Here is a 23,354-nt window from a genome sequence, read left to right as displayed (position 1 = left end):
GTGGAAGCAGGCGAAAATTAAGCCTGGTTCTTCACTTCTTTCAGACCACGGAACGGAGCCTTGGCACCCAGCGCTTCTTCGATACGGATCAGCTGGTTGTACTTGGCAACACGGTCAGAACGGCTCATGGAACCGGTCTTGATCTGGCCAGCAGCGGTACCAACAGCCAGGTCGGCGATGGTCGCGTCTTCGGTCTCACCGGAGCGGTGGGAGATGACAGCAGTGTAGCCAGCGTCTTTGGCCATCTTGATGGCAGCCAGAGTTTCGGTCAGGGAACCGATCTGGTTGAACTTGATCAGGATGGAATTGGCGATGCCGTTGTCGATACCGCGCTTCAGGATCTTGGTGTTGGTTACGAACAGGTCGTCACCCACGATCTGGATTTTCTTGCCCAGTTCAGCAGTCTGGTAAGCGAAACCGTCCCAGTCAGATTCGTCCAGGCCATCTTCGATGGAGACGATCGGGAACTTGGTGGTCAGGTCAGCCAGGAAGTCGGAGAAACCGTTGGAGGTGAAGACACGACCTTCGCCTTTCAGGTTGTACTCTTTCTTCTCTGCGTCGTAGAACTCGGAAGCAGCGCAGTCCATGGCCAGGGTGATGTCGGTGCCCAGTTTGTAACCGGCAGCGGCAACGGCTTCGGCGATCACTTCCAGCGCTTCGGCGTTGGATTTCAGGTTCGGAGCAAAACCACCTTCGTCACCCACGGCAGTGTTGTAGCCCTTGGACTTCAGCACTTTGGCCAGGTTGTGGAACACTTCAGCGCCCATGCGGACAGCTTCTTTCAGGGTCTTGGCGCCAACCGGCTGGATCATGAACTCCTGGATGTCGACGTTGTTGTCGGCGTGCTCACCACCGTTGATGATGTTCATCATCGGCAGCGGCATGGAGTAGACACCCGGGGTGCCGTTCAGCTCGGCGATGTGGGCGTACAGCGGCATGCCTTTGGCAGCAGCGGCAGCTTTGGCGTTGGCCAGGGAAACAGCCAGGATGGCGTTGGCGCCGAACTTGGATTTGTTCTCGGTACCGTCGAGGTCGATCATGATCTGGTCGACAGTGGCCTGGTCCTTGGCATCTTTACCCAGCAGAGCTTGAGCGATCGGGCCGTTTACGGCTTCGAGGGCTTTCAGCACGCCTTTACCCAGGAAACGGCTCTTGTCGCCGTCACGCAGTTCCAGCGCTTCGCGGGAACCGGTGGACGCGCCAGACGGAGCGGCTGCCATACCAACAAAACCACCTTCCAGGTGAACTTCGGCCTCAACGGTCGGGTTACCACGGGAGTCGATGATTTCACGACCGATCACTTTAACGATCTTGGACATGTGTATTTCCTCAGGTTTCGTAAAAAAACAACAAAAATATGCCAAAAAAAGCGGCTGCGGCACAGGGCCCCAACCGCATTTATTTTCAATTACTTCAGATTACGCTTCTGATACTCGCCTGCCGCCTTCACAAAACCGGCGAACAGGGCGTGGCCATCACGGGGAGTCGAGGTGAACTCCGGGTGGAACTGCGCGGCCACGAACCAAGGGTGATCCGGGATCTCGATAATTTCCACCAACTTCTTGTCGGCGGAGAGACCGGTCACTTTCAGGCCTGCTGCTTCAATCTGCGGCAGCAACTTGTTGTTCACTTCATAACGGTGACGGTGGCGCTCGTAAATGGTCGGGCTACCGTACATCTGGCGCACCTTGGAACCTTCGACCAGGTGGCAGAGCTGGGAACCCAGACGCATGGTACCGCCCAGATCGGACTTCTCGGTACGAGTCTCGACGTTGCCTTCGTCATCCACCCACTCGGTGATGAGACCCACCACCGGATAGGCACAATCCTTCTTGAACTCGGAAGAGTGAGCCCCTTCCATGCCCGCCACGTTGCGGGCGAATTCGATCATGGCAACCTGCATGCCGAGGCAGATACCCAGGTAGGGGATCTTGTTCTCGCGAGCATACTGGGCCGCCTGAATTTTACCTTCCACGCCGCGCTCACCAAAGCCACCCGGTACCAGGATCGCGTCCAGGCCTTCCAGCAGCTCGGCGCCACGGGTCTCGATGTCCTGGGAGTCGATGTACTTGATGTTGACGGACAGACGGGTCTTCAGGCCACCGTGCTTGAGCGCCTCGTTGACGGACTTGTAGGCATCCGGCAGAGATACGTACTTGCCGACCATGCCGATGGTCACTTCTGCGGTCGGGTTGGCCTCTTCATAGATGACCTGTTCCCACTCGGCCAGATCGGCCTCCTTGCACTCCAGACCGAAACGCTCGGTGAAGTAGGAGTCCAGATTCTGGGACTTGAGCAGTGCCGGGATCTTGTAGATGGAGTCGACGTCTTTCATGGAGATGACGGCGCGCTCCGGCACGTTGCAGAACAGGGCGATCTTGGCGCGCTCAACGGCCGGAATGGCACGGTCGGAGCGGCAGATCAGCACGTCTGGCTGGATACCGATGGAGAGCAGCTCTTTGACGGAGTGCTGGGTCGGCTTGGTCTTCACTTCACCGGCGGCAGCCAGGTAAGGAACCAGCGTCAGGTGCATGAACATGGCATTGTTGCGGCCCACTTCGGCAGCCAGCTGACGAATGGCCTCGAGGAACGGCAGGGACTCGATATCGCCCACGGTACCGCCCACTTCGACGATGGCAACCTGATGGCCTTCGGCACCGGCAATCACCCGCTCCTTGATGGCGTTGGTGATGTGCGGGATCACCTGAATGGTGGCGCCCAGATAGTCACCACGGCGCTCTTTGCGCAGCACGTCTGCATAGATGCGGCCGGTGGTGAAGTTGTTGCGGCGGGTCATCTTGGTGCGGATGAAACGCTCGTAGTGGCCCAAGTCCAGATCGGTCTCGGCCCCGTCCTCGGTTACGAACACTTCACCGTGCTGGGTCGGGCTCATGGTGCCCGGATCCACGTTGATATAGGGGTCCAGTTTCATGATGGTCACATCCAGACCACGGGCTTCCAGAATGGCTGCCAGAGAAGCTGCGGCAATGCCTTTGCCGAGGGATGAAACAACGCCACCAGTTACAAAAATATATTTTGTCGTCATGCTGAACCTGAAAGAAGTTTAGGGAATTTTAAGGGGTGCTTCGGGGATGAAGCAGGACGGGGAAACAGTATACCAAAACCCCCTCTCCCAAACAATGAACAAAAATCTATCAGGCTCCCGGCGCCCCCATCTTGCGCCAAATCAACTTTGTTCGGTTTCCTTGGCCCTGTCCCAGGCGGCATCGAGCTTTTCCAGCGAACAATCGCTCACTTTCAGCCCTTCTGCGGCGATAAACTGCTCAACCTGACGAAACCGGCGTTCGAACTTGGCGTTGGCGCCCCGCAATACCTGCTCCGGATCCTTGCCCAGATGGCGCACCAGATTGACGGTGGCGAACAAGAGATCGCCGAGCTCATCGCTCACCCGCGCTTCGTCCACGTCGGCCATCAGCGCCTCTTCCATCACCTCGTCGATCTCCTCGTGGATCTTGTCCACCACCGGGCCGAGGGTCTTCCAGTCGAAGCCGACAGTGGCGCAGCGCTTCTGGATCTTGGCTGCGCGGGTCAGGGCCGGCAGCGAGAGGGGGATGTCGTCAAGCACGCTCTCCTTGTCGAGCGCGGCCCGCTCCTTGGCTTTTTCTGCCTCCCAGTTCACCTTTACCGCCTGCTCGTCGCCAAGGTCGGCATCAGAGAAAACGTGGGGATGGCGGCGGATCAGCTTCTCGCTCACCGTATCGACGATATCGGCGAAATCGAACAGCCCCTGTTCCTTGCCGAGCTGCGCATAGAACACCACCTGAAACAGCAGATCGCCCAGTTCACCCTTTAATCCGTCCCAATCCTGGGTTTCGATGGCATCGGCTACCTCGTAGGCCTCCTCCAGGGTGTGCGGCACTATGGTCTGGAAGCTCTGCTTCAGATCCCAGGGGCAACCCCCGTTCGGGTCGCGCAATCTGGCCATGATGTCGAGCAGTTGAGGCAGGTCGTAACGTTGGGACATGGGATATTCGCTTCTTGATTCGTAACGCAGGGGAAAAACAGTGACCGACCTGGCGGTCGGTCACGAGTTGGTTGTTGATGACAATCAGAGGCGCTTGGCGCTGATCACGTCGTTGAGCTGACTGAGCTTGGCCAACGCCCGGTTGAAAGCGTTGATGTTGTAAATCTCCAGCTCCATGTCGATCTCGGCGGTCTGCTCGCGCACGTTGGAGCGCGAACGCACCCCCATCACGTTGATCTTCTCGTTGGCCAGCACGGTGGTGATGTCGCGCAGCAGACCGGAGCGGTCGTTGGAGAGGATGCGGATGGTGAGGCCGTAGCCGCCGGAGTAGTTCTCCCCCCACACCGCGTCGATCAGCCGCTCCGGGTTGCGACGGGAGAGCTCTTTGAGCTGCTCGCAATCCTCGCGGTGGATGGAGACGCCACGACCCATGGTGATGAAGCCCTGGATGCCGTCCCCCGGAATGGGCTGGCAGCAACGGGCGATATGGGTCATCAGGTTGCCGACCCCTTCCACCACTATGTGATCCTTGGGCTTGGGCCGGAACGGCACGTTGGCCTTCTGCTCCAGCTTCTCCAGCAGGCGGCGATCTTCCTCTTCCGCCGTCGGCTTGTTGTAGCGGGTGTCCAGATAGTTCAGCAGCTGGTTGATGCGGATGTCGCCGCTGCCGATGCCGGCCAGCAGATCTTCCAGCTCGTCGGCATGGAAGCGCTCCAGCACCACCTTGTCCACCTTGGAGAGGGTCAGGTTGTGCCTGTCGAGCTCCTTCTCCAGCAGCTCCTTGCCGGCGGCGATGTTCTTGTCCCGATCCAGCTTTCTGAACCAGGTGGCCACCTTGGCCCGCGCCCGGCTGGAGCGCAGGAAGCCGGAGTTGGGGTTCATCCAGTCGCGGCTCGGGTTCGGCTCCTTCTGGGTGATCACCTCCACCTGATCGCCGGTCTGCAGCGCATAGGTGAACGGCACGATGCGGCCGTCGATCTTGGCGCCGATGCAGCGGTGGCCGATCATGCTGTGCACGTGATAGGCAAAGTCAAGCGGGGTGGCGCCCGCCGGCAGATCGATGACATCCCCTTTCGGGGTGAAGACGTAGACCCTGTCCTCGAACACCTGACTGCGCAGATCCTCGAGCAGGGAGCCGCTCTCGGAGAGATCCTCCTGCCAGGCGAGCAGCTTGCGCAGCCACTCGATCTTGTCTTCGAAGGTGTTGGCCTTGCCGCCGGCCTGAGCCCCTTCCTTGTAGCGCCAGTGCGCCGCCACGCCGAGCTCGGCATCCTGGTGCATCTGGTCGGTACGGATCTGGATCTCCACCGTCTTGCCCTCAGGCCCCACCACGACTGTGTGGATAGACTGATAGCCGTTGGGTTTGGGGTTGGCGACGTAGTCGTCAAACTCGCGGGGGATGTGGTGGAAGTGGGTGTGGACGATGCCGAGCGCCGCATAGCAATCCTGCAGCCGCTTGGTCACCACCCGCACCGCCCGCACGTCGAACAGTTCGTTGAATTCGAGGTGCTTCTTCTGCATCTTGCGCCAGATGCTGTAGATGTGTTTCGGCCGGCCGTAGACCTCGGCCTCGACCCCCGCCTCTTTCAGGGCATCGCGCAGGGACTGCACGAATTCGCGGATGTAGCGCTCCCGATCGAGCCGTTTCTCGTCGAGCTGCTTGGCGATCTGCTTGTAGGTATCCGGGTGCAGGTAGCGGAAGGCGAGATCCTCGAGCTCCCACTTGAGCTGACCGATGCCGAGCCGGTTGGCCAGCGGCGCGTAGATGTTGGTGATCTCCTGGGCCATCAACACCCGGGTCTCTTCATCCGCCTTCTTCGCTTCCCGCAGGCAGGCGATCCGCTCCGCCAGCTTGATCACCACGGCGCGCACATCCTCGACCATGGCGAGCAGCATGCGGCGCACGTTGTCGACCTGTTCCGGCGAGGTTTCACTGCGGTGCAGGGTCTGCAGGGAGCGGATGGCCTCCATCTCCAGCACCCCTTCCACCAGCTTGGCGATCTTGGGGCCGAAGTCCTCGTCCATCCGCTCCTGGCTGATGAGACCGGCTTCGACGAAGGGGTAGATGATGGCGGCCTTGAGGGTGCCGAGATCCATGCTGAGCATCAGCAGGATGCCCACCATCTCGACCCCGCGTACCAGCAGGCGGTTGGTGAGCGCTTCGTCACCGAGCGTCAGACAGTACTGGTAGACGGTTCGCAGCTGATCCTTGTCACTGTCACTCAGGGTGAGCGAGCTGACCCACTCCTCCAGGGTGAAGTTGTCTTTCAAATGAATATCGCGAACCGCAACCATGGTATCAATCCTTTAAATTATTGGGCCGAAGGCTGTCGCCCCCTCCCCCTCATGAGAATGCCTCAAATGGGGATATGCGGAAATTTTTTCAAGGCATATTGTCAAGAAAGACAATAGAGTTCTCCGCCAGCCCCTGCCGATTTACGAGGGTCTAGATTACCCCAATCATGGCCGCCCAGACAGCGTTATGGACCGGGCAGATGCCACGCAACCTGGCGAGCCCACGCCCCTTCGGCCATAGCGTTTCATCTGCCCCGCGGCGCCCGTTACTTGCGCTCGAACAGCGCCATGGACTCCAGATGGCCGGTGTGGGGGAACATGTCGAGCATGCCGAGGCGCACCAGCCGGTAACCCCCTTTCACCAGCACCTGGCTGTCGCGCGCCAGGGTGACCGGATTACAGGAAACGTAGACCACCCGTCTGGGTGAAAGTTTCACGACGTGCTCCATCACCTCGAACGCTCCGGGACGGGCCGGATCCAGCAACACCAGATCGAAGCCTTCCCGGGCCCAGGACATGCCGGCGATGTCGCCGCTCAAGTCCGCCTTGTAAAAACGGGCATTGTTGATGCCGTTGCGACGGGCGTTCTCTTCGGCGCGCGCCACCATGGCCAGCTCCCCTTCTACCCCCACCACTTCGCGAGCCTGACGGGCCAGCGGCAGGGTGAAGTTGCCGATGCCGCAGAACAGATCGAGCACCTTGTCATCCTTGCCCGCCTCCAGCCAGGAGAGCGCCTGCTCCACCATGCGCTGGTTGACCGGCGCGTTGACCTGAATGAAGTCACCAGGAGCGAATGCAAGAGACAGGCCATCCAGCGAGTAGGAGGGGGCACACTGCTGGTGCAGCGGCTCAATCTGCTCGTCGGCCGCCTGCAGATAGAGGTCGATCCCCTGTGTCTTGGCAAACTCGATCAGTTGCGCCCGATCCGCCTCGGTCGGCCGACCGGTATGGCGCAGCAGCATCAGGATCCCTTGCTCGGCCTGGATAAGCTCCGCATGGCCCAGCTCGCGCTGGCTCTTGAGACGGTTGAGACACTCGCGCAGCGGGCTGATCAGCACGGAGAGCGGCTCGGCCAGCACCGGGCAACCGCCGATCTCCACCAGATCGTTCGACTGGCGACGACGAAAGCCCACCCGGGTGCAGCGGCCGTTCTTGTCGAACTTGATGGCCAGCCGGCAGACCCGACGATAAGCGCGGGACTCTCCACCCAGCACGGGTTCGAGCGCCGGAGGCTGGATGTTGCCGAGCCGCTCGAACAGGCTGACCAAACCGGCCTCCTTGGCGGCGCGTTGATCCGCTTCAGCCAGGTGCTGGGCACTGCAGCCGCCGCACTCGCGGTAGTGGCTGCAGAAGGGGGCGATGCGATTGGCCGCCGGGGTCACCACCTGTTGTAGGGCGGCGTGGGCATACTGCTTCTTGTCTTCGAGGATGCGGGCCTTGACCTGCTCACCGGGCAGCGCCCCTTCGATGAAGATCGCCTTGCCCTGGTGGCGGCCGATCCCGACGCAGTGGTGATCCAGGCTGTCTACCGTAAATTCAATGCGTTGGGGCTGGGTGGATTTCTTTTGGGGCTTGAAAAACTGGGCCATAAAACTTGGTGCCTATAGGTGGCTATGTCATGATTGTGGAATCTGCAGCAGGCTATTGTCCCACAAGAATAATAGTATGACCAAATACGGCCTGTGGGCCCGCTCCCGCTCGTTTACGCCATTGCCAACCCTGCTCATCGGGGGACCATCCGCATGACCAAATACGGCCTTCGGGCGCGTGTGCTGGCCTTTACCATCTTGCCGACCCTGATCATCGGCGGCCTGATGGCCGGCTATTTCACTTTCCACCGCTATCAGCAGCTGGAAAACAACCTCATCGATCAGGGTATCAACATCATAGAGCCGCTGGCCATCGCCAGCGAATACGGGATGACCCAGCACAGCCGCGAGTCGCTCAAGCGGCTGATCGGCCTCACCCACCGCAAGAACTCGCCGCTCATCAAGTCCATCGCCGTCTTCACCCAGGACAACCAGCTGTTCGTGACGTCCAACTACCACAGGGACTTCACCCGGCTGCGGCTGCCGGACGGCAGCCAGATCCCCGAGCTCACCAGCGTCACCCTCTATGGCGATGACATCATACTGCGCACCCCGATCCAGGCCGAGACCAGCATGGACGGCTTCCCGCTGCCGAGTGACGTGGAGCCGCCGATGATCGGCTACATCTCCATGCAGATGACCACCGACCGGGCCATGATCCTGCAATACCGCGACACCTTCTTCGCGGTGATCATGGTGCTCATCGGCATCGCCTTCAGTACCCTGTTTGGCTTCAGGCTGGTCAAGAGCGTGACCCAGCCCATCACCGACATGGTGCAGGCGGTGCACAAGATCAGGGAGGGGCGGCTCGATACCCGGGTCAGCGGTCAGCTCACCGGCGAGCTGGACATGCTGAAAAACGGCATCAACGCCATGGCCAAGGCGCTCTCGGAATACCACGAGGAGATGCAGCAGAACATTGATCAGGCCACCTCCGACTTGCGCGAGACGCTGGAGCAGATCGAGATCCAGAACGTCGAGCTCGACATGGCCAAGAAGCGGGCGCAGGAGGCGGCGCGGGTCAAGTCGGAGTTCCTCGCCAACATGTCCCACGAGCTGCGCACCCCGCTCAACGGAGTCATCGGCTTTACCCGCCAGCTGCTCAAGACCAGCCTGACCCCGAGCCAGACCGACTACATGCAGACCATCGAGAAGTCGGCCCGCAACCTGCTCGGCATCATCAACGACATCCTCGACTTCTCCAAGCTGGAGGCGGGCAAGCTGCAGCTGGAGCACATCCCGTTCAGCCTGCGCGACACCCTCAACGAGACCATGCACCTGCTCGGCCCCAGCGCCCACGACAAGCAGCTGGAGCTCTCCCTGCAGGTGGATGCCGAGGTGCCGGACTACCTCACCGGCGACCCCATGCGCCTGCAGCAGGTGCTGACCAACCTCACCGGCAACGCCATCAAGTTCACCGAGCACGGCAACGTGGATGTGCGCATCGAACAGATCGGCAGTGCCAGCGGCAGCAAGGTGCGGCTCAACGTGCTGATCCGCGACACCGGCATCGGCATCTCGGAAGAGCAGCAGCGCCAGCTGTTCCAGGCCTTCAACCAGGCCGACTCCTCCATCTCCCGCCGCTATGGCGGCACCGGCCTCGGTCTCGTCATCACCCAGAAGCTGGTGCAGCAGATGGGTGGCCAGATCCGGTTCGAATCGGAGCTCGGCAAGGGATCTGTCTTCTCCTTCAGCCTGGATCTGGAGGTCTCTCCCCTGCCCCAGACCGACAAGCTGCCGCTGGATCGCATCCAGGGCAAGCGGGTCTGGCTGCTAGAGCCGGATCCCTTCAGCCACTCGGCCCTCTGCGCCCTGCTGGCGGAGTGGCAGCTGGAGGTGCAATCCCTCGCCAGCGACGCCCCCTGGCCCGAAATGAGCAGCCAGGACATGGTGATCATCGGCAGCGGCACCCAGCACAGCCCGCAGCAGGTGGTGGCGCGCCTCGACGGGCTGGATCGCCAGCAGAACACCATAGTGCTGCTCAGCAGCCACGAGCCTTCCCTCTACGAGGCCATGCTGGCCCACGGCGCCCAGCACTGCCTCTCCAAACCCATCAACCATCGCAAGCTGCTGCACGCCCTGCTCTCCCCCGAGGCGGTCCGCAGCGCTCCGCTGCCGACCCCTTCCCCGCGCAGCGTGCAGGAGATCAAGGTGCTGGCGGTGGACGACAACGCCGCCAACCTCAAGCTCATCGCCGCCATGCTCAAGGAGATGGTGAGCCAGGTGGTGGTGTGCAAGAACGGCAAGGAGGCGGTCCGACTGGCCCAGAGCCAGCCGTTCGACATCATCTTCATGGATATCCAGATGCCGATCATGGACGGCATCAGCGCCACCCAGGCGATTCGCAGCCAGTCGCTCAACACCGAGACCCCCATCGTCGCGGTCACCGCCCACGCCATTCCCGGCGAGCGGGAGCGGCTGATCCGCCAGGGCATGGACGACTACCTGGCCAAGCCCATCGACGAGGCCATGCTGGCCAAGCTCATCACCGACTTCGCCCATCGTCGCCACCAGAATCACGCCAGCCAACAGATTGACTGGGCGCTGGCAGTGCGCCAGGCGGCGGGCAAGCTGGATCTGGCCAAAGAGATGCTGACCATGCTGATGGCCAGTTTCGACGAGGTGGATCCGGTGCTGGAGGCGGCGCTTGCCGGCCAGGTGGAGGATAGCGAGGTGCTGGCCCAGCTCCATCGCCTCAACGGCGGCTGCGCCTATTCCGGCGTCCCCGGCCTGCAGCGGCTGCTCTCCCAGCTGGAACAGCAGCTGCGCGACGGGGTGCCGGTGGCCGAACTCGAGCCCGAGCTGCTGGAGCTGCAGGATGCGATGGAGCAGGTACGCCAGGAGGCGCCACGCTATCTATCCTGAACCGGGCAACCCGCTTTTTCTGACGCGGGCCCCGCCAGATGGTAAAGTTGCGCCGTTTCCACAGGAGTCGACATGACCAACAACGATATTTTGCGCCGCCTGCGCTACGCCCTCAGCATCAGCAACGACCAGATGGTCGACATGTTTGCCAAGGGCAACCTGACCGTCACCCATGCCCAGCTGCACGGCTGGCTGATCAAAGAGGCGGAGGAAGGGGAAGAGCAGGAAGCGGGCTTTGCCGCCTGTCCGGATTCGGCCCTGAGCCAGTTCCTCGACGGCTTCATCCTGGTGCGCCGCGGCGCACGGGAAGATGCACCGGCCCAGGTGATCCCGAACCGGATCAACAACAACATGATCCTGCGCAAGCTGCGCATCGGCCTCAACTTCAAGGAAGAGGACATGCTGGGCACCCTCAAGCTGGCCCACTTCAACCTCTCCAAGTCCGAGCTGAGCGCCCTGTTCCGTTCACGGGACCACAAGCACTATCAGGACTGCGGGGATCAGATCCTGCGCAACTTCCTCATCGGTCTCACCGCCAAGTATCGCGGCTGAACCATGGGCCGGCGTCTGCACTCACCGTCATCCCGCCAGCAGGCGGCCGGTGGGTGGCGCCGGCCATGGCAACTGGGTATTCACCTCCCGGGCACTCCTCGCCGCTGGTTTGCGCTCTGCCTCGCCCTGCTGCTCTGCGCCTGCCAGCCCGCCCCCTATCGGCTCAACCACGACTATCAGAGCGCCAGCCAGAACGAGCGCATCGCCTTTCTGATCCTGCACTACACGGACGAAGACGATGGCCACTCCCTGCGCCTGCTGACCGAGCCGGCCCATCAGGTGAGCGCCCACTACCTGATCCCGCGCGATACCGATGAGCAGCCGCTGCCGGTCTACCAGCTGGTGCCCGACAGCCAGCGCGCCTGGCATGCCGGCCGCAGTCGCTGGCATCAATATGCGGGGCTCAACGCCAGCTCGCTCGGCATCGAAATCGTCAACCTCGGCTATCCGCCAGAAGATGAGCTGCTACCCGCCCACCAGCGGCGCTGGCAGCCCTACACCCAGGCACAGATAGCCGCCCTCGGTGCCCTCACCCGCAAGCTGGTCGAGCGCTACCAGATCCCCCCCACCCAGGTGCTGGCTCACAGCGATGTCGCCCCCGAGCGCAAGCAGGATCCCGGCCCCCACTTCCCCTGGCGCGAGCTGGCCCTGCACTACGGGGTGGGAGCCTGGCCAGACGAAACCCGGCTGGCCGAATTGCGCCAGCAGCCGGCTCCGGCCTGGGATGCCCTCGGCTGGCAGCAAAGACTGGCCCACTACGGCTACGGCGTCGCCCCGAGCGGCAACTGGGACGAGCAGAGCCGCGCCGCCCTGCGCGCCTTCCAGCTCCACTTTCGGCCCGCCCTGGTCAGCGGTGAACCAGATGCCGAGAGCCAGGCCATCCTCACCGCCCTGCTCGAGCGTTATTTTCCCGAGCAACGCTGAGCTTCGCCCCCGACCACGAAAGAGGGACGCCGCGGCGTCCCTCTTTCTCATTCTCAGTCGAGTGTCGGCTCAGGCCTCCACCAGCAGCACCTCTATCCCGGCCTGGCGCAGACCGGCCAGGGTCTCGGCCGCAATGGCGTCGTCGGTGATCAGGGTGTGGATGCGCCGGGTATCGATGATCTTGTGCAGGCTCAGCCGGCCAAACTTGCTGGAGTCGGTCACGACGATGATCCGCTCGGCCACGTGGCACATGCAGCGATTGAGCCTGGCCTCGTCTTCATGATGGGTGCTGACGCCGCGCTCCAGATCGATGCCATCCACCCCGAGAAACAGCAGATCGAAGTGATAGTTCTGCAGGGAGAGATCCGCCTGGGCGCCGTAGAAGGAGAGCGACTTGCGGCGCAGGTGGCCGCCCGTCATCAGCAGTTCCACCCCTTCCGCCTCCAGCAGGGCATTCGCCACGTTCATGCCGTTGGTCATCACCACTATCTCCTGGTGATCGCGCAGGTGACGCGCCACCTCCAGGGTGGTGGTGCCCGAGTCGAGAATGAGGCGACAACCCGGCTGCACCAGGCTCGCCGCCATGGCGCCGATGCGCTGTTTGACCGGGGTGTTGAGCACGCTCTTGTCGGCGATGGTGCGCTCGGCCACCGGCTGGCCGGATTCACACAACAGGGCGCCGCCGTAGGCGCGCACCGCCACCCCCTGTTTCTCCAGAAATGCCAGATCGTTGCGGATGGTGACGGTGGAGACCTGATAGTGGCCGGCCAGCTCGTTGACCTGAACGCTGCCATTGCTGCGCAGCTGCTGAATGATGCGCTCCCGTCGCTCGCTGGTGCCGAGCACGCTCTTTTCGGTGATTTGCATAGTCTCTCTGCCGGAGTCCTGTGGTGAAAGTAGAGCTTTCACTTCGTTACGTTTCCCTATTAACACTCAGCCTCGATGGCAAATCAAGCTTTCATTGAATTGAAAAGTGCCGTCAGACTCCCTAAAACAGCCACAATGCTTTCGATTCATTTCTTTTTGTGATCTTGCTCAAGATGTGAACACGCTTTTATTTCGTTTCGAACGCCGTACGCCTAGGGTAAAGAAAGAAATCGAAAGCAAAGCATCTTGTTCAGGCCAAGAGGAAGAGGGAAATGAAATCAATGCTGGATCTGGTCGCACAACACAAGCAGGGGGAGCAGGTCGGGATCTACGCCGTCTGCTCCGCCCATCCGCTGGTACTGGAGGCGGCCCTGCGACTGGCGGCACAAGGGGATCAGCTGCTGCTGGTCGAGGCCACCTCCAATCAGGTGGATCAATTTGGCGGCTACACCGGCATGACGCCGGCCGACTTTCGCGACCTGCTGCACCGGCTCGCCGCCGAGTGCGACTTTCCCGTGCAGCGGCTGGTACTGGGTGGGGATCACCTCGGCCCCAACCGCTGGCAGAGCGAGCCCGCCGCACAGGCCATGGCCCACGCCGAGGATCTCATCGCCAGCTATGTCGCGGCCGGCTTCAAGAAGATCCACCTCGACTGCAGCATGTCCTGCCAGGGGGATCCGGTGCCGCTGACCGACGAGCTGGTGGCGGCGCGCGCCGCCCGGCTGGCAAACGTGGCCGAGCAGACCGCCATCCGGCAGTTTGGCCACAGCGACCTGGTCTATGTGATTGGCACCGAAGTGCCGGTACCGGGCGGCGCCCACGAAGAGCTGGCCGAGCTGGCGGTCACCACACCGGAGGCGGCGCGCCACACCCTGGCCGCCCACCAGCAGGCCTTCGAGCAGGTCGGACTGGCCCAGATCTGGCCGCGGGTGATCGGTCTGGTGGTACAGCCCGGCGTGGAGTTCGACCACACCCACGTCATCGACTACCGTCCCGAGCGGGCTGCTCCCTTGAGCCGGATGATCGAGGCCTATCCCCATCTGGTGTTCGAGGCCCACTCCACCGATTACCAGACCCCGGACGCCTACCGCCAGCTGGTGCGCGATCACTTCGCCATCCTCAAGGTCGGCCCCGCCCTCACCTTCGCCCTGCGCGAGGCGCTGTTTGCCCTTGCCGCCATCGAGGAGGAGCTGGTGGTGGCCAAGGCCTGTTCGGGCCTGCGCCAGGTGCTGGAAGAGACCATGCTGGATCGCCCCGACTTCTGGCGCAGCCACTATCAGGGCAGCCCCAACGAGTGCCGGCTGGCCCGCGGCTACAGCTATTCCGATCGCATTCGCTACTACTGGCCCGACAGCCGGGTCGACGACTGTTACGCCCGGCTGCTGGCCAACCTGGCCGCCGAACCCATTCCCCTGCCGCTGCTCAGCCAGCACCTGCCGCTGCAATACCGCAAGGTGCGCCAGGGCACGCTGTCGCCCCGGGTTCACGACCTCATTCTCGATCAGGTGCAGGAGGTGCTGCGCCAATACGCAGCGGCCTGCAGCGCCGTCCCCGCCAGCCACTCCCGGCTGACCCCGGTTGTATAAGGAGTTGTAGAGATGATCCTTGGTTATCCAGAAGAGACGCTGCGGTCGGCCAACGGCCTGGCCACCGCCCGTGAAATTCGCCAGCAACCCGCCACCTGGCGGGAGACCCTCACCATGGTGGAGGAGTGCCGCGCCACCATAGAGCGCTTCCTGCTGCCCCTGCTGTCGCGGGGCAACCTGCGGGTGATCCTGACCGGAGCCGGCACCTCCGCCTTTGCCGGCCGCGCCCTCGCCCCCTATCTCAGTGCCCGCCTCAACGGCCGCTTCGAGGCGATCGCCACCACCGACATCGTCACCGATCCGGGCGAATACCTGGCACAGGACTGCCCGACCCTGCTCATCTCCTTCGCCCGCTCCGGCAACAGCCCGGAGAGCGTGGCGGCGGTCGAGCTGGCCAGCCAGCTGCTGAGTGAGTGCCACCACCTGGTGCTGACCTGCAACGGTGAGGGGGAGCTCTATCGCCGCTGCCAGAAGGATGCTCGCTCCCTGGCGCTGCTGATGCCGCCCCAGACCCACGACCGCAGCTTTGCCATGACCAGCAGCCTGACCAGCATGATGCTGAGCTGCCTGGCGGTGTTCCTGCCGCGCCAGTTCAACCCGATCGCCAGCCAGCAGCTTATCGCGCTGGGGGACGCCATCCTGCCCCAGGCCGAACTGAAGGTGCCCGAGTGGGATCGACCGCTGCCGGAGCGGGTCATCTACCTTGGCAGCGGCAGCCTGCAGGGGGTGGCCCAGGAGGCGGCCCTCAAGCTGCTGGAGCTCACCGCCGGCCAGGTGATGGCCATGCACGACTCCCCCACCGGCTTTCGCCACGGGCCCAAGTCGGCCATCAATCGGCAGACCCTGATCGTGCTGATGGTGTCCAACGATCCCTATACCCGCCTGTACGACCTGGACCTGCTCGGCGAGTTGCGCCAGGACGGCCATGCCGCCCGGGTGGTCGCCCTGGCCGACCGGCCGGATCCGCTCATCAGCGCCGGCGAACACATCTATCTGCCCACCCCCCTCAACGGTGACGACGCCGAGCTGGCGCTCTGCTACCTGCTCTACGCCCAGTACTACGCCTTTCACACCGCGCTGGTGCTGGGCATCACCCCGGACAACCCCTGCCCGAGCGGGCGGGTCAACCGGGTCGTGCAGGGGGTCAACATCTATTCGTTCAACCAGCAAGGAGGCGTCTGATGCCGAACATAGTACTGAGCCGTATCGACGAGCGCCTGATCCACGGTCAGGTCGGCGTGCAATGGGTCGGCTTCGCCGGCGCCAATCTGGTGCTGGTGGCCAACGACGAAGTCGCAGAGGACCCCATCCAGCAGAACCTGATGGAGATGGTGCTGGCGGAGGGCATCGCAGTGCGCTTCTGGCCCCTGCAGAAGGTGATCGACAACATTGGCAAGGCCGCCGATCGCCAGAAAATCCTGCTGGTGTGCAAGAGTCCGGCGGACTTTCGCACCCTGGTGGAGGGCGGGGTGCCCATCCCCCGCATCAACGTCGGCAACATGCACTACGCCGACGGCAAGCGTCAGATCCACAAGACGGTGTCGGTGGACGAGTCGGACATAGCGGCGTTTCGCGCCCTGCAGGACGCCCACGTCGCCTGCTTTGTCCAGGGGGTGCCGACCGAACCGGCACAGGACATTTTCAACCTCATCTGATTAAGGACAATTGTGATGGAAATCAGTTTGTTGCAAGGGCTCTTGCTGGGCATGCTGGCGTTCTTCGCCGGGCTTGACCTGTTCAACGGCCTGACCCACTTCCACCGGCCCGTGGTACTGGGCCCGCTGGTGGGCCTGATCCTCGGCGACCTGCCCACCGGCATTCTGGTGGGCGGCACCCTGGAGCTGGTCTGGATGGGGCTGGCCCCGCTGGCAGGCGCCCAGCCGCCCAACGTCATCATCGGCACCATAGTCGGCGCCACCTTCGCCATCACCACCGGGGTCAAGCCGGATGTGGCGGTCGGGGTCGCGGTGCCGTTCGCGGTGGCGGTGCAGATGGGGATCACCTTCCTCTTCTCGGTGATGTCGGGGGTCATGTCCCGCTGTGACCGGATGGCGGAACAGGGGGATGTGCGCGGCATCGAGCGGGTCAACTACCTGGCGCTGTTGGCGCTCGGCTCCTTCTACTTCCTGTGCGCCTTCCTGCCCACCTACTTCGGGGCCGAACACGCCAAGACCGCCATCGATGTGCTGCCCGCCCGTCTCATCGACGGCCTCGGTGTCGCCGGCGGCATCATGCCCGCCATCGGCTTCGCCGTGCTGCTCAAGATCATGATGAAGAACGTCTACATCCCCTACTTCATCCTCGGTTTTGTTGCCGCCGCCTGGCTCAAGCTGCCGGTGCTGGCCATCGCCGCGGCCGCCCTGGCCATGGCTCTGATCGATTTCATGCGCAAGGACCCAGCGCCACAAGCCCGCTCCATCCAGGAGGAAACTGAAGATGGCATCTAACAACACCGCCACCCGGCTGGCCCAGGCGGCCGAGCCGCAACCGACCCGCACCGTCTCCGACGACGTCTACGAAGATCAGCACCTCGGGGCCGAGCTGACCCGCCAGGACATCAACCGCTTCGCCTGGCGTTCCCTACTGCTGCAGGCCTCCTTCAACTACGAGCGGATGCAGGCCTCCGGCTGGCTTTACGGCCTGCTGCCGGCACTGCAAAAGATCCACACCAACCCCAAGGATCTCTCCCGGGCGATGAAGGGCCACATGGGCTTCTTCAACACCCACCCCTTCCTGGTCACCTTCGTGATGGGGATAGTGCTAGCGATGGAGCGCTCCAAGCAGAACGTCAACAGCATCCAGAGCACCAAGATCGCGGTCGGTGCCCCGCTCGGTGGGATCGGCGATGCCATGTTCTGGCTCACCCTGCTGCCCATCTGCGGCGGCATCGGCGCCGACCTGGCGCTGCAAGGCTCCATCATGGGGGCTGTGGTCTTCTTCCTGCTGTTCAACCTGGTGCACTTCGGCCTGCGCTTCGGGCTGGCGCACTACGCCTACCGCATGGGGGTGGCTGCCATTCCGCTCATCAAGGCCAACACCCGCAAGGTGGGCCATGCCGCCTCCATCGTCGGCATGACGGTGATCGGTGCCCTGGTCGCCACCTATGTGCGGCTCGGCACCACCCTGGAGATCACTGCCGGCGATGCGGTGGTGAAGCTGCAGGCGGACGTGCTCGATAAGCTGATGCCCGCCTTCCTGCCGCTCCTCTACACCCTGGCCATGTATGGGCTGATCCGCCGCGGCTGGAGCCCGCTGCGCCTCATCGTCATCACGGTCGTACTCGGCATCGTCGGCAAGTTTGCAGGCTTCCTCTAATCCGGTGCCGGCACCAGGCCGGCCCTCTGCTGTAAAGGAACAGGTTATGTTGGGCATCATCATTTGCGGACACGGCGGCTTCGCCAGCGGCATGGAACAGGCCATGCTGCAGATCCTCGGCGAGCAGGAGGCGGTGGTCGCCATCGACTTTCCCGAGTCCTCCACCACGGCCCTGCTGCAGGATCTGTGCGAAACCGCCCTGACTCAGGTTGAGCGAGAGGATGGGGTGGTCTTTCTGACCGACCTGCTGGGGGGAACCCCGTTTCGGGTCGCCTCCACCCTGGCGCTGCGCCAGCCCGGGCGAGAGGTGGTCACCGGCACCAATCTGCAGCTGCTGCTGGAGATGGTGATGGAGCGCGGCGAGCTGACCCCGTCCCAGTTTCGTGAACAGGCGCTGTGCTGCGGTCATCGCGGCCTCACCAGCCTGGTGGACGAGCTGGCGCGCGAGCGGGCCGAGACCCTGGCCGAGGAGGGGATCTAGATGGCAGAGCGGATCCGCGCCCGTCGCCTGCTGACCGAGCAGGGCTGGCTGACACACCAGGTACTGACCCATGAGGGCGGCGTCATCACCGCCATCGACCCCATCCCGGCCGACGACCCGGTGCGGGAGGTCGAGCTGCTGGTGCCCGCCCTCATCGATGGCCACGTGCACGGCGGGGCCGGCGTCGACGTGATGGACGAGGAAGCCGGCGTGCTGGCCCGGCTTTCCCTCGCCAAGGCGGCGGAAGGGGTAGGCGCCTTCCTCGCCACCACGGTCACCGCCCCGCTACCCGCCATCACGCGCGCCCTGAGCCGGGTCGCCGATGCCATGGAGAGCGGCATGCCGGGCGCCCAGCTGCTCGGCAGCTATCTGGAGGGCCCCTACTTCACCCCCGACAACAAGGGCGCCCACGATCCTGCCCTGTTCCGGGAACTCGACCTGGCCGAGCTGGCACAGCTGCAGCGCCAGGCGCGCGGCACCCTGAAGGTCGTCGCCCTCGCCCCCGAGAAGGCCAACGCCCTGGCGGCCATCTGCCACCTCAAGGCGGCCGGCATCCGGGTGATGCTGGGTCACTCCGCCGCCGACCATGACACCACCATGGCGGCACTGGCGGCGGGGGCCTCCGGGCTGGTGCACTGTTTCAACGGCATGCGCGGCCTGCACCACAGAGAACCCGGCATGGTCGGCGCGGGGCTGGTGCACCCCGATGCCTGGCTGGAGCTCATCGCCGACGGCCACCACGTCCATCCGAGCGTGCTCAGACTCTGTCACTGCTGCGCCAGGGATCGCCTGCTGCTCATCACGGATGCCATGCGCGCCGCCGGCATGCCGGACGGTCACTACCTGCTCGGCGACTACTGGGTGGAGATGAAGGACGGGGTGGTGCGCACCGACACCGGCGGCCTGGCGGGCAGCACCCTCACCCTGCTCGGCGCCGTGCGCAACATGGTGCAGCTGGCCGGCGTACCGCTGGCGGAGGCCATCCGCATGGCTTCGCTGGCACCGGCCCGGATGCTGGGGATGGCACATCGCCTCGGCTCGCTGGCCGTCGGCAAGCAGGCCAATCTGCTCGCCCTGACCGCGGAACTCAATCAACAACACATCTGGGTGGCGGGCCGGGAGATCCTCCCCGCCCCAACCCCGCTCTCTTTCCCTGAAGCTGGTGCCCGCCAGGGTGCCAAGGAGTCCTCATGTATCTGATCTCGTCCCACGAAATGCTCAAAGATGCCCAGCGCCGCGGCTATGCGGTGCCTGCCTTCAACATCCACAACCTGGAGACCGTCGAGGTGGTGGCCCGCACCGCCGCCAAGCTGAACTCCCCGGTGATCCTGGCGGCCACGCCGGGCACCTACCGCCACGCCGGGGTCGAGTACCTGGTCTCCATCTGCGCCTCGGCAGCCCACCAGTACCGCATTCCACTGGTACTGCATCTGGACCACCACGAGGACGAGCAGGATATCCACTACAAGGTCGAGGCCGGCATCCACTCCGCCATGATCGACGCCTCCCACCTCTCGTTCGAGGAGAACGTCGCCAAGGTGCAGCGGGTCGTTACCTTCTGCCACCGCATGGGGGCGAGCGTGGAGGCTGAGCTGGGCCAGCTCGGCGGCCAGGAGGATGACCTCATCGTGGACGCCGCCAACGCCCATCTGACCGACCCGGACAAGGCGGCCGAGTTCGTGGCGCGCACCGGCATCGACTCCCTGGCCGTCGCCATCGGCACGGCCCACGGCCTCTACAAGGAGGAGCCGCGCCTCGACTTCGAGCGCCTCGCCGCCATCCGGGCCAGGGTCGCGGTGCCGCTGGTGCTGCACGGCGCCTCCGGCATTCCTGACCGGGACGTGCGCCGCTGTATCGAGCTCGGTGTGTGCAAGGTCAACGTGGCCACCGAGCTCAAGATCGCCTTCTCCGACGCCATGAAGGCCTTCCTGGCCTCCCACCCCGACGCCAGCGACCCGCGCCAGTATCTGGTACCCGCCATGGCCGCCATGGAGGAGGTGGTGGCCGCCAAGATCCACATGTGCATGAGCGACGGCAAGCTGTAATCCCAAAGGCGGGCCCGCTGCGGCGGGCCCGCCTCCATCCCGGTATCACAGGCGAGGTTCTGCCGACTCACACCTCACTCACATCAACATGTGGAGACAACCATGCACGCACGTACCGCCATGACGCTGCTGCTCATGCTGACCCCCTTCGCCCAGGCCGAAACCCTGTCGCTGGAGGGTGACCAGTACCGTATCAAGGTCGAGACCGATGCCGGCAAGTTCCGGGAGCTGACCTTCACCAATACCGCCAACGGCGATCTCATTCGCTCAGACAACCTGTTCGACATCAAGGGGACGGATGATCGGCTGACCCCCTCCGCCGATTTCAAGGTCACCGCATTTACCAAGAGCGACGACCGGATCGAGATGGCGTTGGAAAATGCCGACTTCGTGGTCAAGAGCGCCATCCGGCTGGGCCGGGACAAGCGCTACGCCAGCATCGACTTTGCCCTCGACACCCTCAAGAACGGCAAAAAGATCAACGGCTTCTCCATGCTTCCCTTTCACTCCCAGGCACCGTTTGTCTATGGCGCCATCAACAGCTCGCCCATCGTCAGCGACAGCTTCTTCATTACCCCCCAGAATCCGCTGGTCAATACCCGGGCCTACGAGGGTGGCGTCAGCCAGCTGATCCCGCTCAAGCTGCCGCTCGCCCAGGGCAAGCCGCTCAGCTATCGCACCTATGTCGGCACCTTTGGCGAGGGTCAGCTCAGGCGCGACTTCAACCGCTTCCTCAACGAGGCCCGCGATCGCCCCTACGCCCCCTACCTGCATTACAACTCCTGGCTCGACATCGGCTTCTTCAATCCCTACACGGAGGCCGAGGCACTCAAGCGCATCGATCAGTTCGGCGAGGCGCTGATCAGCCGGCGCGGCGTGCCCATGAACGGCTTTCTGTTTGACGATGGCTGGGACGATCGACTAGGCAACTGGGGTTTCAGCAAGGATTTCCCCAACGGCTTCAGCAAGCTCAAGCGCGCGGCCGAACGCTACCATGCCCAGCTCGGGATCTGGCTCTCCCCCTGGGGTGGCTACAACAAGCCAAGGGATGAGCGGGTCTCCCATGCCGCCGAGTTCGGCTATGAGCTGAGCGATGGCAAGTTCGCCCTCTCCGGCCCGGTCTACTACCAGAACTTCCACCAGAAGGTGATATCCCTCATCAAGGATCAGGGGGTCACCCACTTCAAGTTCGACGGGACCGGCAATGCGGACAAGCTGATCGAGGGGAGCCGCTTCACCAGCGACTTCGATGCCGCCATCCACCTGATTGCAGATGCGCGGGCCGCCAATCCGAAGGTGTTCATCAACCTGACCACCGGCACCACCGCCTCCCCTGCCTGGCTGTTCTTTGCCGATTCGATCTGGCGCGGCGGCGATGACATCAACTTCTACGGACCCGGCTCCAGGGTGCAGCAGTGGATCACCTACCGGGATGCCGAGACCTATCGCTCCATCGTCAAGAACGGCCCCCTGTTCCCGCTCAACTCCCTGATGCTGCACGGGCTGGTCTATGCCAAACAGGCCAAGCATCTGGATCGGCAGTCACCGCAGGACTTCGCCGATCAGGCCTGGAGCTACTTCGCCACCGGCACCCAGTTGCAGGAGCTCTATCTCACGCCGGAACTGTTGAGCGGCCAGGACTGGGACCTGCTGGCCAAGGCGGCTCTCTGGTCGCAGCAGAACCAGGCCGTGCTGTTCGACAGCCACTGGATCGGCGGCGACCCCACCCTGCTGGCGGTGTATGGCTGGGCGGCCTGGAGTCCGAGCCGCGCCTTCATCACCCTGCGCAACCCCTCCAGCCAGCCGCAGACATTCCTGCTGGAGCCTCAGCGCCAGCTGGAGATCCCGGCGGGCGAGGCCACCCGCTTCACGGTGCAGCCCCGCTACGGCAGCAATGCCAGCGTGCCGGCCACCCTCGATGCCCCCCGCCTCATCACCCTGGCGCCGCTGGAGCTCATCACCCTAGAGCTGACCCCGGCGGGAGCCAAACCCGCGGCTGCGAAAAAGTCCTGACCCAGACCAAGTTTGAGCTGACAAAAAGGGACGCCGTGGCGTCCCTTTTTCTTCGTGCCGCGGGGCTCAGCCCCTGCCGACAGCTCAGATCCCCTGACGGGCTTCCTGCATCAGCAGGCGCATGTCGCTGACCGCCTTGGCCAGGCCGTCGAAGGCGGCGCGGCCGATGATGGCGTGGCCGATGTTGAGCTCATAGAGCTCGGGGATGGCGGCGATGGCCTTGACGTTGTGGTAGTGCAGGCCGTGGCCGGCATTGACCTTCAAGCCCTTGCCGGCGGCGTAGGAGGCACCGGCGGCGATGCGCTTGAACTCGGCATTGCGCTCGGCATCCGTGGTGGCATCGGCGTAACGGCCGGTATGGATCTCGATGAAGGGGGCACCGCTCTCGGCGGCGGCATCGATCTGCAGCGGATCCGCATCGATGAAGAGGGATACCTGAGCACCCACAGCAGAGAGGCGGGCCACGGCGTCAGTCACCTTGTCCAGCTGGCCGGCCACGTCCAGACCCCCCTCGGTGGTCACCTCGGTGCGCTTCTCCGGCACCAGGCAGACGAAGTGGGGCTGGATGCGGCAGGCGATGCCGATCATCTCTTCGGTCACCGCCATCTCCAGGTTCATTCTGGTCTGGATGGTCTGGCGCAGGATCTCCACGTCACGGTCGGTGATGTGACGGCGATCTTCGCGCAGGTGCACAGTGATGCCATCGGCACCGGCCTGCTCGGCCACGAAGGCGGCCTGTACCGGATCCGGGTACTGGGTACCGCGGGCGTTGCGCAGGGTAGCGATGTGATCGATATTCACACCCAGATAGATTTCACTCATTGAGGACTCCTTGAA

General features: G+C 63.5%; 19 protein-coding genes. 12 read left to right on the top strand and 7 right to left on the bottom strand.

What is annotated here, in order from left to right; genetic code table 11:
• Positions 1–17 precede the first annotated feature (17 nt).
• From eno to rlmD, 5 genes are all read right to left on the bottom strand, one after another.
• Positions 18–1,319 carry a phosphopyruvate hydratase gene (eno, locus tag E5E96_RS11360; RefSeq protein ID WP_011704769.1) on the bottom strand — a complete coding sequence of 434 codons (1,302 nt, stop codon included), beginning with the start codon at positions 1,317–1,319 and terminating at the stop codon, positions 18–20.
• Between the two features lie 89 nt (positions 1,320–1,408).
• A complete protein-coding gene (gene pyrG, locus E5E96_RS11355) occupies positions 1,409–3,046 on the bottom strand; it encodes a glutamine hydrolyzing CTP synthase (protein ID WP_017410643.1) in 1,638 nt (545 codons plus the stop codon).
• 141 nt (positions 3,047–3,187) lie between these two features.
• Positions 3,188–3,985: a nucleoside triphosphate pyrophosphohydrolase gene (mazG, locus tag E5E96_RS11350; protein ID WP_011704767.1), complete on the bottom strand. Its 798-nt coding sequence runs from the start codon at positions 3,983–3,985 to the stop codon at positions 3,188–3,190.
• Positions 3,986–4,069: 84 nt separating this feature from the next.
• Positions 4,070–6,280: a GTP diphosphokinase gene (gene relA, locus E5E96_RS11345; RefSeq protein WP_016349532.1), complete on the bottom strand. Its 2,211-nt coding sequence runs from the start codon at positions 6,278–6,280 to the stop codon at positions 4,070–4,072.
• Positions 6,281–6,546: 266 nt separating this feature from the next.
• Positions 6,547–7,869 (bottom strand): 23S rRNA (uracil(1939)-C(5))-methyltransferase RlmD, encoded by a 1,323-nt coding sequence (rlmD, locus tag E5E96_RS11340; protein ID WP_171282184.1) that lies wholly within the window; start codon positions 7,867–7,869, stop codon positions 6,547–6,549.
• Between the two features lie 153 nt (positions 7,870–8,022).
• On the opposite strand from rlmD, the gene barA reads away from it, so the two are divergent.
• The 3 genes from barA (at position 8,023) to E5E96_RS11325 (ending at position 12,210) form a co-directional block, all read left to right on the top strand.
• Complete coding sequence (barA, locus tag E5E96_RS11335) at positions 8,023–10,734, top strand: two-component sensor histidine kinase BarA (protein ID WP_024946174.1); 2,712 nt, start codon at positions 8,023–8,025, stop codon at positions 10,732–10,734.
• A gap of 72 nt (positions 10,735–10,806) precedes the next feature.
• Positions 10,807–11,286 carry a DUF1456 family protein gene (locus tag E5E96_RS11330; protein ID WP_011704763.1) on the top strand — a complete coding sequence of 160 codons (480 nt, stop codon included), beginning with the start codon at positions 10,807–10,809 and terminating at the stop codon, positions 11,284–11,286.
• Between the two features lie 3 nt (positions 11,287–11,289).
• Positions 11,290–12,210, top strand: coding sequence for an N-acetylmuramoyl-L-alanine amidase (locus tag E5E96_RS11325; RefSeq protein ID WP_171282183.1), 921 nt, complete (start codon positions 11,290–11,292; stop codon positions 12,208–12,210).
• A gap of 69 nt (positions 12,211–12,279) precedes the next feature.
• Here the strand turns inward: E5E96_RS11325 and E5E96_RS11320 are convergent, their stop codons facing one another.
• Positions 12,280–13,077 carry a DeoR family transcriptional regulator gene (locus E5E96_RS11320; protein WP_005309410.1) on the bottom strand — a complete coding sequence of 266 codons (798 nt, stop codon included), beginning with the start codon at positions 13,075–13,077 and terminating at the stop codon, positions 12,280–12,282.
• A gap of 272 nt (positions 13,078–13,349) precedes the next feature.
• Here E5E96_RS11320 and kbaZ point away from each other — a divergent pair, with 272 nt between their 5' ends.
• The 9 genes from kbaZ to ast all read left to right on the top strand — a co-directional run bounded on the left by kbaZ (position 13,350) and on the right by ast (position 22,517).
• Complete coding sequence (gene kbaZ, locus E5E96_RS11315; RefSeq protein WP_171282182.1) at positions 13,350–14,663, top strand: tagatose-bisphosphate aldolase subunit KbaZ; 1,314 nt, start codon at positions 13,350–13,352, stop codon at positions 14,661–14,663.
• 12 nt (positions 14,664–14,675) lie between these two features.
• Positions 14,676–15,845 (top strand): SIS domain-containing protein, encoded by a 1,170-nt coding sequence (locus E5E96_RS11310; protein WP_171282181.1) that lies wholly within the window; start codon positions 14,676–14,678, stop codon positions 15,843–15,845.
• Positions 15,845–16,318, top strand: coding sequence for a PTS N-acetylgalactosamine transporter subunit IIB (agaV, locus tag E5E96_RS11305; protein WP_005309404.1), 474 nt, complete (start codon positions 15,845–15,847; stop codon positions 16,316–16,318). Before E5E96_RS11310 ends, agaV begins: the two co-directional genes overlap by 1 nt.
• A 15-nt stretch (positions 16,319–16,333) precedes the next feature.
• Positions 16,334–17,110, top strand: a complete 777-nt coding sequence (gene agaW, locus E5E96_RS11300) for a PTS N-acetylgalactosamine transporter subunit IIC (RefSeq protein ID WP_171282180.1) — start codon at positions 16,334–16,336, stop codon at positions 17,108–17,110.
• Entirely contained in the window at positions 17,100–17,978 is an 879-nt protein-coding gene (agaE, locus tag E5E96_RS11295; protein WP_171282179.1) for a PTS N-acetylgalactosamine transporter subunit IID, read from the top strand. Before agaW ends, agaE begins: the two co-directional genes overlap by 11 nt.
• 46 nt (positions 17,979–18,024) lie before the next feature.
• Positions 18,025–18,459, top strand: a complete 435-nt coding sequence (gene agaF, locus E5E96_RS11290; RefSeq protein ID WP_171282178.1) for a PTS galactosamine/N-acetylgalactosamine transporter subunit IIA — start codon at positions 18,025–18,027, stop codon at positions 18,457–18,459.
• Entirely contained in the window at positions 18,460–19,659 is a 1,200-nt protein-coding gene (gene nagA, locus E5E96_RS11285) for an N-acetylglucosamine-6-phosphate deacetylase (protein ID WP_171282177.1), read from the top strand. It begins immediately after the preceding gene.
• Positions 19,650–20,504, top strand: a complete 855-nt coding sequence (locus tag E5E96_RS11280; RefSeq protein WP_171282176.1) for a tagatose bisphosphate family class II aldolase — start codon at positions 19,650–19,652, stop codon at positions 20,502–20,504. Before nagA ends, E5E96_RS11280 begins: the two co-directional genes overlap by 10 nt.
• Before the next feature lie 102 nt (positions 20,505–20,606).
• A complete protein-coding gene (ast, locus tag E5E96_RS11275) occupies positions 20,607–22,517 on the top strand; it encodes a thermostable cytotonic enterotoxin Ast (protein ID WP_171282175.1) in 1,911 nt (636 codons plus the stop codon).
• Positions 22,518–22,601: 84 nt separating this feature from the next.
• On the opposite strand, the gene pdxJ is transcribed toward ast, so the two are convergent.
• Complete coding sequence (gene pdxJ / locus E5E96_RS11270) at positions 22,602–23,339, bottom strand: pyridoxine 5'-phosphate synthase (protein ID WP_011704752.1); 738 nt, start codon at positions 23,337–23,339, stop codon at positions 22,602–22,604.
• Positions 23,340–23,354: the final 15 nt, after the last annotated feature.

Source organism: Aeromonas sp. 1805, assembly GCF_013085525.1.
GTDB classification, from domain to species: Bacteria; Pseudomonadota; Gammaproteobacteria; order Enterobacterales; family Aeromonadaceae; genus Aeromonas; species Aeromonas hydrophila.
Note: the sequence above shows the minus strand (reverse complement) of the source record. Positions and strands in the feature narration are given on the sequence as shown.